Source organism: Glycomyces algeriensis, from assembly GCF_027622855.1.
In the GTDB taxonomy this organism is placed as follows: Bacteria; Actinomycetota; Actinomycetes; order Mycobacteriales; family Micromonosporaceae; genus Glycomyces; species Glycomyces algeriensis.
The window spans coordinates 1-9,315 of sequence record NZ_JAPZVR010000031.1; the positions used below are offsets into that span (position 1 = coordinate 1).

General features: G+C 69.0%; 13 protein-coding genes and 1 pseudogene. 6 read left to right on the plus strand and 8 right to left on the minus strand.

Annotated elements, in window-relative coordinates; genetic code table 11:
- Positions 1-164: pseudogene (locus O2L52_RS25545) on the minus strand (MFS transporter); the annotation flags it as partial.
- Positions 165-174: 10 nt separating this feature from the next.
- Positions 175-1,245, minus strand: a complete 1,071-nt coding sequence (locus O2L52_RS25185; protein ID WP_270119030.1) for a flavin-containing monooxygenase — start codon at positions 1,243-1,245, stop codon at positions 175-177.
- Positions 1,246-1,308: 63 nt separating this feature from the next.
- On the opposite strand from O2L52_RS25185, the gene O2L52_RS25190 reads away from it, so the two are divergent.
- Entirely contained in the window at positions 1,309-1,623 is a 315-nt protein-coding gene (locus tag O2L52_RS25190) for an ArsR/SmtB family transcription factor (RefSeq protein ID WP_270119031.1), read from the plus strand.
- A 21-nt stretch (positions 1,624-1,644) separates the two neighbouring features.
- Here O2L52_RS25190 and O2L52_RS25195 read toward each other — a convergent pair whose 3' ends face one another.
- Positions 1,645-2,439, minus strand: a complete 795-nt coding sequence (locus O2L52_RS25195; protein WP_373897075.1) for a sulfite exporter TauE/SafE family protein — start codon at positions 2,437-2,439, stop codon at positions 1,645-1,647.
- Positions 2,440-2,639: 200 nt separating this feature from the next.
- On the minus strand, positions 2,640-3,002 hold the full coding sequence (locus O2L52_RS25200) for an ArsR/SmtB family transcription factor (RefSeq protein ID WP_270119033.1): 363 nt from the start codon (positions 3,000-3,002) through the stop codon (positions 2,640-2,642).
- A 114-nt stretch (positions 3,003-3,116) separates the two neighbouring features.
- Between O2L52_RS25200 and O2L52_RS25205 the strand changes: the two genes are divergently transcribed.
- Positions 3,117-4,622 (plus strand): FAD-dependent oxidoreductase, encoded by a 1,506-nt coding sequence (locus O2L52_RS25205; protein ID WP_270119035.1) that lies wholly within the window; start codon positions 3,117-3,119, stop codon positions 4,620-4,622.
- A gap of 68 nt (positions 4,623-4,690) precedes the next feature.
- Here the strand turns inward: O2L52_RS25205 and O2L52_RS25210 are convergent, their stop codons facing one another.
- The 4 genes from O2L52_RS25210 to O2L52_RS25225 form a co-directional block, all read right to left on the minus strand.
- Positions 4,691-5,164 (minus strand): DUF2306 domain-containing protein, encoded by a 474-nt coding sequence (locus tag O2L52_RS25210; RefSeq protein ID WP_270119036.1) that lies wholly within the window; start codon positions 5,162-5,164, stop codon positions 4,691-4,693.
- Positions 5,165-5,244: 80 nt separating this feature from the next.
- A complete protein-coding gene (locus tag O2L52_RS25215; protein WP_270119038.1) occupies positions 5,245-5,931 on the minus strand; it encodes a cation efflux transmembrane domain-containing protein in 687 nt (228 codons plus the stop codon).
- A complete protein-coding gene (locus O2L52_RS25220; protein WP_270119039.1) occupies positions 5,928-6,302 on the minus strand; it encodes an ArsR/SmtB family transcription factor in 375 nt (124 codons plus the stop codon). The genes O2L52_RS25215 and O2L52_RS25220 overlap by 4 nt, the downstream gene beginning before the upstream one ends.
- Positions 6,303-6,389: 87 nt before the next feature.
- Positions 6,390-7,031: an arsenate reductase ArsC gene (locus O2L52_RS25225; protein WP_270119040.1), complete on the minus strand. Its 642-nt coding sequence runs from the start codon at positions 7,029-7,031 to the stop codon at positions 6,390-6,392.
- Between the two features lie 222 nt (positions 7,032-7,253).
- Between O2L52_RS25225 and O2L52_RS25230 the strand changes: the two genes are divergently transcribed.
- The 4 genes from O2L52_RS25230 to O2L52_RS25550 form a co-directional block, all read left to right on the plus strand.
- Positions 7,254-7,625 (plus strand): ArsR/SmtB family transcription factor, encoded by a 372-nt coding sequence (locus tag O2L52_RS25230; protein ID WP_270119041.1) that lies wholly within the window; start codon positions 7,254-7,256, stop codon positions 7,623-7,625.
- Positions 7,622-8,713, plus strand: a complete 1,092-nt coding sequence (arsB, locus tag O2L52_RS25235; protein ID WP_270119042.1) for an ACR3 family arsenite efflux transporter — start codon at positions 7,622-7,624, stop codon at positions 8,711-8,713. The genes O2L52_RS25230 and arsB overlap by 4 nt, the downstream gene beginning before the upstream one ends.
- Before the next feature lie 41 nt (positions 8,714-8,754).
- Positions 8,755-9,174 (plus strand): arsenate reductase ArsC, encoded by a 420-nt coding sequence (locus O2L52_RS25240; RefSeq protein ID WP_270119044.1) that lies wholly within the window; start codon positions 8,755-8,757, stop codon positions 9,172-9,174.
- On the plus strand, positions 9,171-9,315 hold a 145-nt coding region (locus O2L52_RS25550; protein ID WP_416259900.1), incomplete at its 3' end, for an FAD-dependent oxidoreductase. The genes O2L52_RS25240 and O2L52_RS25550, both read left to right, overlap by 4 nt.

The following is a 9,315-nucleotide window of genomic DNA, read 5'->3' on the forward strand; positions in this document are numbered from 1 at the left end:
GTCGACCAGCCGGTGTCGGCGGTGATGTCGCCGAGCAGGACCGGGAGGGCGTAGAAGAGCACGCCCCAGCTGGTGATCTGGGTGGCGCACAAGGCGACGAGCACGCGCCGCGGCACCGGTGGGTGCGTGCCGGCGGTCTCGAGGGGTGCGGTTCGGGTGGCCATGGGGTCAGGTCTATCCGATTTCCTTGCGAGAGTTCAACACCAATGACGCCAAGGAACGGACGACGCGGGCGGCGTCGCGGCCGACGCCCCGGATGCTGGCCGAGGAGAGGCTGCGCTGCCATTCGAGGCCGACGAATCCGAGGCCGGGCACGTCGGTGGAGAGTCCGCCCCGGTGGCGGGGGTGGCCTTCGGCGTCAACGACGTCGAGTGCGGTGAGGTAGTCGAGGGCGGGCCGGTAGCCGGTGGCGAGGATCAGCGCGTCGACATGCTCGCTCGTGCCGTCGCTCCAGATCACCTGGTCGGCTTCGAGAGTGGTGAACATGGGCCGGTGTTCAGGCCGCCCGGCGGCAAGGGCCTCGCGGTAGCGGCCGGTGTCCAGGACCGGGACCGTCGGCGGGTGGGCCAGGAACCTTCCGACCGGAGCGGCGTCGAGACCGGTCACGGTGTACCAAAAGTGCAGGTCCCGACCGAATGGCCGTTGGGGCGCGAAGCGGAGTCGCCCGCGGGTGGTGACGGTGACGTGGGCGTGTTCGGCGAGTTCGGTGGCGATCTGGACTGCGGAGTTGCCGCCCCCGATAACCAGGACCCGTTGCCCTGCGAACGGCTCGGGCCGCTGGTAGTCGGCGGCATGCATGACCCTTCCGTTGAATCCTTCGAGGCCGGGCAGGGCGGGGCGGTAGGGGTTGGTGAAGCCGCCGGTCGCGGCGACGACGGTGCGGGCGTGAAACGCTCGGCCGTCGGCGAGGCGGGCGGTGAAGATCCCGTTTGCGTGTTCGAGGTCGCGGACGTGGTGGCCGGTGCGGATGTCGGCGTCGAGTTCCTTGGCGTATGCGGCGAGGTAGTCGATGACTTCGTCGCGGTGGGGGTAGCGGTCGGGATCGCCGGGGAAGGGCATCCCGGGCAGGGCGGAGTAGCGGGCTGGGGAGAACAGGGTGAGCGACTGGTAGTACTTCGGCCAAGCACCGGTCGGTGCGTCGCCGGCTTCGAGGACGATCGGGTCGATTCCGTGCTTGCGGAGGGTGTGAGCGGTGGCGAGGCCGGATTGGCCGGCGCCGATGACGAGGGTGTCGATAAGGTCCATGCCCGCATCATATCGTCATTCCGTGATTTTACGAAATGACGATATGAGGTTAGTCTGGAATGCATGGCTAGCATGACCACCGACCCTGCTGTGCCCGTGCCGGACGAGGTGACGGGCCGGTTCTTGAAGGCCCTGGCGAGCGAGGCGCGGCAGCAGGTGATGTTGCTGTTCGCCGGTGGCGCCGAGTTGAGCGTCGGTGAAGTGGCCGAGCGGCTGGGCATCGGGCAGTCCACTGCCTCGCAGCAACTCGCGCAACTCAAGGACGGCGGGCTGCTGACCAGCCGCCGCGAGGCTAAGACGGTCTTCTATCGGGCGGACAAGGAGCGGATCGGTGCCGCGCTCGACCGCCTCCGTGCCTTCCTCGACGGCTGCTGCTGAGCGCGGTCTAGTGTTCGGCCGTCAGTGGTGTCGGGCGAGTTTGGCCGCTGAGATGAGCAGGATGAGGGCCAGGGCCGGGATCAGGACGAGGTCGGGGACGACGCCGAGGAGCAGTCCGCCCAGGAGCACTCCGGCGATCGATCCGGCGGCCATGGTGAGGACGAAGCGGCGGTTGCGTCCGAGGACGGCGAAGCTGCCGTCCCTGCTGTACCTCGCGAAGGCGACCAGCATGGTCGGCAGGGCGACCATCAGCGAAAGGCTCCCCGCGGTCTTGATGTCGATGGCGAACAGCAGCACGATGGTCGGTATCAGCAGCTCGCCGCCCGCAACGCCCATGATCGCGGCGACGACCCCGATCACGAGCCCGGCGGCGACACCGGCCACCACTTGGAGCCAGCCGGAGAGGTGCAGCGAAGCCACCGGCAGCAGATGCGTGGCGAGCAGTGCCGCGGCCATGACGACCATCAGGGCCGCGAGCACCCGGTAGAGCACGGCCGTGCGCATTCGCACCGCCCAGGACGCGCCGAGCCAGGCGCCGACGAGGGTCCCGGCCAGGAGGTTCACCGCCACGGGCCAATGCGGGGCGAGCTCGGGCCAGGGGACGGCGATCAGCCGGGCGGGGAGGGCCGCGGCCACGACGATCAGGCTGATCGCCTTGTTGACCACGACGGCGGCGAGGGCCGCGAAGCCGAAGACGCCGATCAGGAGAGGAAGCCGGAACTCGGCCCCGCCAAGGCCGATCATCCCGCCGAGCACACCGACAGCGGCGCCTGCGACGAAGACCCACGGCAGCGACCGGGCCGCGCCGCCGGTCAGGGGCTCAAGTTGAGGTTGAGGGGTGTCGTTCACTGCGCCAGCCTATCCAGACGGGTCGGACCTGACCCCCCTGCTGCGACATGGCGAGGAAGGTCCGAACTCGCGGAAGTCGTTGGGGTGCATGGCATCATGCCGAAACGACCAGCGCGATCAGCGCGACGGACGTGACAATAGCGGCCTGTCGGCCCGTTCGCGTCCCTCTAGCAGCAGCCGTTGTGCTCGACCGGGTTCGAGAGGCCGGCGAGCGCGCGCAGCGGCGCGGAAAAGGCGTCGCAGCACAGGGAGTAGACGTTGCTGCGGCCCTTGGGAACCACGCTGACCAGGCCGAGGTCGCGCAGGGGCGCGAGGTGGTGGGAGACGAGGGTCTGCGCGAGGCCGGTGGCCTCGGTCAGCTCCCTGACGGTGCGGGAGTGCTCGGACAGCAGCAGCACGATGGCCAGCCGGTTCTCGTCGGCGAGAGCCTTGAACTGGGGTGCGAGGTCCTTGGCGTGCTCGAGCAGCGACGCGTCCGAGTGCTCGGCGGCGCTCACGTCGGTCAAGGTGAGTTCGATCGTGCGGCTCATGAGTCAAGTAAACCACAGAACTTGCTATCAACAGCAATCACTGGTATTAATTATTGAAGTTGATGTGACCGCGATCGGCGCGGTCACCATGAGCCGAGATTCCAGGAGTCCGCCATGTCGAACCCCACCACCCGCCCGGTGTCCACGGTCGCTGTGATCGGCGCAGGGCCGGTCGGCCTGGCCGCCGCCGCGCACCTGGTCGAGCGCGGCCTGACCCCGATCGTCCTCGAAGCCGGCGAAGGCCCGGCCGACGCGATCAGCCAGTGGGGGCACGTGCGGCTGTTCTCCCCGTGGCGCTTCGACATCGACAGCGCCGCAAGGCGACTGCTCGAAGCCCAGGGCTGGACCGCCCCCGACCCGGACGGCCTGCCCACCGGCGCCGAGCTCATCGACGCCTACCTCGCCCCGCTCGCCAAGACCCCCGAACTCGCCCCGCACCTCCGCTACGGGACGCGCGTCGTCGCCGTCTCCCGCGTCGGCGTCGACAAGACCCGCACCATCGACCGCGAAGGCCGCCCCTACCTCGTCCGCACCCGCACCACCGCGGGGGAGTGGGCGGACCTGATCGTCGACGCGGTCATCGACGCCTCCGGCACCTGGACCCAGCGCAACCCCCTCGGCGCCCACGGCCTCGCCGCACCCGGCGAAGACCCGGGCGCCGCCTGGGCCGCCGGACCGCTCCCGGACGTCCTCGGTATCGAGCGCGAACGGTTCGCGGGCAAGCGGACCCTCGTGGTCGGCATGGGCCACTCGGCCGCGAACACGCTGCTGAACCTCGCGACCCTCAAGGAAGCCGAGCCGGAGACCACGGTGGTCTGGGCGATCCGCGGCCAGAGCCCGGCACGCCTGTACGGCGGCGGCTCAGCGGACGCGCTCCCCGCGCGCGGCACCATCGGCGCCCGCCTCCGCGAACTGGTCGAATCAGGCGCGATCGAACTGGTCACCGGGTTCACCATCGACCACTTCGAGGACCGCGGCAACGGCTCGGTCGCAGTCGTCGGGAACATCGGCGGTGTCGAGCAGATCATCGAGACCGACCATGTCGCCGCCGCGACCGGCTTCCGGCCCGACCTCGACATGCTCCGCGAAGTCCGGCTCGAGATCGACGCCACCGTGGAGGCCCCGGCGAAGCTCGCGCCGCTGATTGACCCGAACTTCCACTCCTGCGGCACCGTCCCCCCGCACGGCGAAGCCGACCTCGCCCAGCCCGACGAGGGCTTCTACCTCGTCGGCATGAAGTCCTACGGCCGCGCCCCGACCTTCCTGCTCGCCACCGGCTACGAGCAGGTCCGCTCCATCGCCGCCGCACTTGCCGGCGACCGGGAGGCCGCCGACAAGGTCGAACTCGACCTGCCCGAGACCGGCGTCTGCTCCTCAAGCAGGTCCCTGGAGGCCACCAGCATCGCCGACGCCGCCGAGGCCTCGGGCTGCTGCGGCCCCGCGGCCGCTGAGACCGCGGACTCCGGTTGCGGGACGAGCGCGGACGGCGGGTCCGGTTGCGGCACCGCCCAGCCCGAGCCGGTCGCGGTCGGTGCCCGCGGGCTCGCCACCGGTGTCCTGCACGGTTACTCCGGTGAGCGGATCGAACTCAAGCAGACCGGCGGCAGCTGCTGCGGCTAGTCACTAGTGAGACAGCGGAGGAGCCGGGGCAACTGCCCCGGCTCCTCCGCTGTGCTGCGTATGCGCCGTTATTGCAGACGTCGGGCCGAGCGGCGGCCGGTGTGACGGTGCAGCGCCCATAGGATCAGCGGGATGCCGACGGCGGCGGGCAGGAACCAGAACGAGAGCGGGGACAGCAGCCGCCAGACAGGCAGCCGCGGTCCGTTGTCGACATAGAACGCGGTGAGCGCCAGGACGTAGGAGCTGCCCATGGCGATGATGTGGTGGGGCAGCCAGTGCCGCCAGCGGACTCGGCGGGCCATGAAGCCTGTGCCCGCCAAAGCCAGGGCGACGCCGCCTAGGAGGAGCAGATACGCGGTGTGCGGTCGGGCGACGACGATGAGACACGCGGTCGCGAAGAGCCCGATCACGGCGAACAGATAGATCCGCCCTGCCGTGGGGTGGCGGACCGGGCGCTTCGGGCTGAGCATCGCGACCGCTCCGGCTACGACAGCAGTGATACCGGCGGCGATATGCGCGACGATGACAACTTGAAGGAGCACAGCACCTCCTCTGTTCAGCATGCACCGACGCGAGGTCGACCGACACTCCAAGGACAGGCCAACTTCTTCACTTGAGGGCGTTAGTCCTTGCAGGAGTCATCATCACAGCAGGCGCCGCCCTCGCCGGTGGTGCCGGCGGCGGGGGCGCAATCGTCGCAATGTTCGCCCTTCCATGCTTCGACGCCTTCGCGGACGGCGACGGCGGCGATGATGAGGGCCGCGACGGGGTCGGCCCAGGACCAGCCGAGCGTGGCGTTGAGGACCAGGCCGACGAGCAGGATCGCGGACAGGTACGTGCACAGCAGGGTCTGCATCGAGTCGGCGACGACGGTCGCCGAGCCCAGCTCGCGGCCGGTGCGGCGCTTAGCCCACACCAGCAGCGGCATGACCACGACCGAGACGGCGGCGATGCCGATCCCGACCGGGGAAGGCTCGGCCTCACCCTGGCCCAGGAGCGAGCGGACGGCGTCGAAGGCGACCCAGGCGGCCAGCGCGAAGAACGAGACCGCGATGAGCTTGAGCGCCAGCCGCTCCCGTTCTTCGGGGACACGGGAGCGGAACTGCCAGATCACGATCAGCGCACTGGAGACCTCGATGAACGAGTCGAGGCCGAAGCCGATCAGTGCGGTCGAGGAGGCCGCGGCCCCCGCGGCGAGGGCCACGATGCCCTCGAGCGTGTTGTAGCCGGCCGTGGCGTAGGCGAGGTGGCGGGAGCGGGCGTTGAGGACGATGCGCCGCTCGGGCGTGAGCGTTGCGGGTGCGCTCATGCTGCGGCTCCGGCGGGGTGGAGGACGGCGGCGTGGCCGGTCGCGGCGAGCATGCTGTCGGCGGCTTCGAGCAGGTCGAGCAGTTCGGTGCGGGCGAGGCTGTAGTACACCTGGCGGCCCTCGTTCCGCCCGGCCACCAGGCCGCAGTCCCGCAGGCAGGCCACGTGCGCCGACACTGTCGACTGGGCCAGGCCGAGCTCGGCGACGAGATCGGCCACGCGCAGCTCGACACGCGCCTCGTGATCGGCAAGGCGGCGCACGATCGCCAGCCTGGTCGGGTCGGACAGCGAGTGGAACAGGGCCGCCGCCGGGGGCAGGCCGGCCTTGATCTCGTCGGAGAGGCAGACGCCCCGCTCATCATTCATCGTCATTCAGCGATGATATCGCTGAAGTTCGATGATGTCGAATGGTCGTTCCGAGTCGTGATAGCTCAAACTCGCGACAGTGGCCAGCCCGGCTCAGCCGAGCAGTTCCTCAAGCAAGCTCTTGACGCGGGCGTCGATGTCGTCGCGGATGCGGCGGGCGGCTTCGAGGTCTTTCCCTGCGGGGTCGTCGAGTTCCCAGTTCAGGTACCGCTTCCCCGGGTAGATCGGGCAGGCGTCGCCGCAGCCCATCGTGATGACCACGTCCGAGGCGCGCACGACCTCGTCGGTGAGGGGTTTGGGGAACTCCTTCGAGACGTCCAGGTCGAGCTCGGCGAGCGCGGCGACCACGGCCGGGTTGACGCTGTCGACGGGGGCCGATCCGGCCGAGCGCACCACGACCCGTCCGGCACCGTGGTGGTCGAGGAGGGCGGCGGCCATCTGGGAGCGGCCGGCGTTGTGGACGCACACGAACAGGATCTCGGGCTTGCCGGTCGCGGCCTCGCTGTTCGCGGTGATCGTCGCGCTCAAGCGCTCTGCGGCGAACCGCTCGGCGAGGACGTACAGGTGGGTGTGGACGCGGGCGGTCGCGGCAAGCACGATGTAGGAATCGTCCAGACACTCGCGCACGGTCTCAGGCGAGAAGGTCGCGGCGAACCGGGCGGCCAGGCGGGTAGCAGAGGTGTCGAGCAGCGTCGCCACAGCGGGCGGAATGGTGAACTCACCGGTGTCGGTCATGAGAGGGGTCCCTTCGATCCAGACCATCATTGACTTGATGGATATCTAATTAAGTAGAGATCGAATCGGGCTTCAAGGTGAACGTTCGCGGGCGTCTGGACGTACGCCGGGCGAACCCCTGGCATCGGCGCCCTGATCGGCGCCCGAGTCGGCGGGGTATGGGGTCTGCGGTAGCGACTTGCCCGATTGGCGGACTGCTTAGATATCGGTCAAGATAAACGCATGTCGAAGCAACCTGTGGGTCCGCTGACCCCTGTCGGGATGGACGACTGTCGCGTCCCCCTCGTCAACGAGCCGCTCAACGCCGATCAGGCCGAACGGCTCGCACCCTCCTTCAAGGCCCTGGGCGACCCGATCCGGTTGCGGCTCCTGTCGCTGATCGCCTCGCACCAGGGCGGCGAGGCGTGCGTGTGCGACCTGACCGACGGGTTCGACGTCTCCGCGCCGACCATCTCCCACCACCTCAAAGTCCTCCGCGAGATCGGCCTGGTCTCCTCGGAACGGCGCGGTACCTGGGTGTACTACCGCGCCGAGCAGTCGGCCCTGGACCTGCTCTCCACGGTCCTCTCGGTCCCGCAGGGAGTGAACGCATGACCGCGCCCGTAGCCACCGAGAACACCACCGCCATGGGCGGACGGCTCTCCACCCTCGACAAGTACCTGCCCGTCTGGATCGGCGCCGCCATGCTCGCGGGCATCGCCCTCGGCCAGTTCGTCCCCGCAGTCGGCGAGGCGCTGAACGCGGTCCAGATCGGCGACATCAGCCTCCCGATCGCCGCCGGCCTGCTCATCATGATGTACCCCGTCTTGGCGAAGGTCCGCTACGACAAGCTCGACTCGGTCACCGCCGACAAGCGGCTCCTCGTCTCCTCGATCGTCCTGAACTGGCTGATCGGTCCGGCGTTGATGTTCGCGCTCGCGTGGATCTTCCTGCCCGATCTCCCGGCCTTCCGGACGGGGCTGATCATCGTCGGGCTCGCCCGCTGCATCGCCATGGTCATCATCTGGAACGACCTCGCCTGCGGCGACAGGGAAGCCGCCGCGGTTCTAGTGACACTGAACTCGGTCTTCCAGGTCATCGCCTTCGGCGCACTCGGCTGGCTCTACCTCGACGCCCTCCCGCGCTGGCTGGGCCTCGACTCGACCGGCCTGGAGGTATCGGGTTGGGAGATCGCGCTCAACGTGGCAGTCTTCCTCGGCGTACCGCTCGCCGCGGGCTATCTGACCCGCCGGATCGGCGAGCGCCGCAAGGGCCGCGACTGGTACGAGTCGAAGTTCCTCCCTAAGATCGGCCCGTTCGCGCTCTACGGCCTGCTCTTCACCATCGTGGTCCTCTTCGCCCTCCAGGGCGAAGCGATCATCGCGCAGCCGATGGACGTCGTGCGGATCGCGCTCCCGCTGCTGGTGTACTTCGCGATCATGTGGGCCGGGTCCTTCCTCTTCGGGAAGGCCGTCGGACTGGGCTACGAGCGGACCACGACTCTCGCGTTCACCGCCGCAGGCAACAACTTCGAACTCGCCATCGCCGTCGCCATCGCGACCTTCGGCGCCGCCTCCGGCCAGGCCCTGGCCGGGGTGGTGGGCCCGCTCATCGAGGTCCCGGTGCTCGTGGGCCTCGTCTACGTGAGCCTGTGGGCCCGCCGCTTCTTCAACGCCCCCGAACTGCAAGCAGTCCGATCATGACCACCGAACCGTCAAGCCCTGCACAGCAAAGGAACACCGCTATGTCCGCGAAGCCTTCCGTCCTCTTCGTCTGCGTCCACAACGCCGGCCGCTCCCAGATGGCCGCCGGATGGCTCACACACCTCGCAGGCGACCGCGTCGAAGTCCGCTCCGCCGGATCCGCCCCTGCCGACCAGGTCAACCCCGCCGCAGTCGAGGCCATGAAGGAGGTCGGCATCGACATCGCGAACCAGTCGCCGAAGATCCTCACGGTGGACGCGGTCGAAGCCTCCGACGTGTGCATCACCATGGGCTGCGGCGACGTCTGCCCGGTATTCCCCGGGAAGCGCTACCTCGACTGGAAACTCGACGACCCCGCCGGACAGGGTGTCGAAGCGGTGCGCCCGATCCGCGACGAGATCAAGACCCGCATCGAGGGCCTGATCGCCGAACTCTTCCCCGAAGACGAGATGCAGGCATGAGCACCAAGGACATTCGCGACGTCATCATCATCGGCTCGGGCCCCGCCGGCTACACCGCCGCGCTGTACACCGCCCGCGCCGATCTGCACCCGCTCGTGTTCGAGGGCTTCCAGTTCGGCGGCGCGCTCATGCAGACCACCG

What these genes read in the sequence shown, in the direction of transcription:
- arsB (WP_270119042.1), top strand. Translation starts at nt 7,622, where the DNA reads ATGACCGCGCCCGTAGCCACCGAGAACACCACCGCCATGGGCGGACGG.
- O2L52_RS25230 (WP_270119041.1), top strand. Translation starts at nt 7,254, where the DNA reads ATGTCGAAGCAACCTGTGGGTCCGCTGACCCCTGTCGGGATGGACGAC.
- O2L52_RS25220 (WP_270119039.1), bottom strand. Translation starts at nt 6,302, where the DNA reads ATGACGATGAATGATGAGCGGGGCGTCTGCCTCTCCGACGAGATCAAG.
- O2L52_RS25215 (WP_270119038.1), bottom strand. Translation starts at nt 5,931, where the DNA reads ATGAGCGCACCCGCAACGCTCACGCCCGAGCGGCGCATCGTCCTCAAC.
- O2L52_RS25240 (WP_270119044.1), top strand. Translation starts at nt 8,755, where the DNA reads ATGTCCGCGAAGCCTTCCGTCCTCTTCGTCTGCGTCCACAACGCCGGC.
- O2L52_RS25205 (WP_270119035.1), top strand. Translation starts at nt 3,117, where the DNA reads ATGTCGAACCCCACCACCCGCCCGGTGTCCACGGTCGCTGTGATCGGC.
- O2L52_RS25200 (WP_270119033.1), bottom strand. Translation starts at nt 3,002, where the DNA reads ATGAGCCGCACGATCGAACTCACCTTGACCGACGTGAGCGCCGCCGAG.
- O2L52_RS25190 (WP_270119031.1), top strand. Translation starts at nt 1,309, where the DNA reads ATGGCTAGCATGACCACCGACCCTGCTGTGCCCGTGCCGGACGAGGTG.
- O2L52_RS25185 (WP_270119030.1), bottom strand. Translation starts at nt 1,245, where the DNA reads ATGGACCTTATCGACACCCTCGTCATCGGCGCCGGCCAATCCGGCCTC.
- O2L52_RS25225 (WP_270119040.1), bottom strand. Translation starts at nt 7,031, where the DNA reads ATGACCGACACCGGTGAGTTCACCATTCCGCCCGCTGTGGCGACGCTG.